Genomic DNA, 439 nt, shown 5'->3' with positions numbered 1-439 from the left:
TGGGAGATTATAGTGGGAGTGTATTTATGCACAATAGTTCGAGAACAGATTTCTTATCTTTTGAGTTTCAACGATATGGGCTGCTTTTATTAAATGAAGATCCCAAATTACCAAGTGTGGTAGGAGTAGGAGGAGACTGGCAATCTTTAATGAGTTTAATTGAATCCCGGAGTGTATTTTACAGTAAAATCTACAAAAATAGAGTGACTTACCTGTCAAAGGAGCTGTATTTTCATCTTAAGCCTTTTCGCCAGAGAAAAAATTTAACCGAAATTGAGGGGGGAATTTGTGATTTTTTGAATGAAGTCGGTGAAGCTGAAAAGGATGAAATAGTATCTGCTCTTATGCTGGGAAAAGATTCATACAATCTATCCATGGATTCATTGTTTAAGAGTTTATACGTTACCGCGATACGACGTGGAAGAACTATAAATCAGCA

General features: G+C 36.2%; 1 protein-coding gene. It reads left to right on the top strand.

Going from position 1 to position 439, the window contains the following annotated elements; genetic code table 11:
• Positions 1 to 26: 26 nt before the first annotated feature.
• Positions 27 to 439: hypothetical protein (locus KIH86_RS10505; protein WP_223110436.1), on the top strand; the 413-nt coding region annotated here is incomplete at its 3' end.

This window comes from Paenibacillus sinensis, assembly GCF_019904155.1.
Classification (GTDB): Bacteria; Bacillota; Bacilli; order Paenibacillales; family Paenibacillaceae; genus Paenibacillus_AQ; species Paenibacillus_AQ sinensis.
Note: the sequence above shows the minus strand (reverse complement) of the source record. Positions and strands in the feature narration are given on the sequence as shown.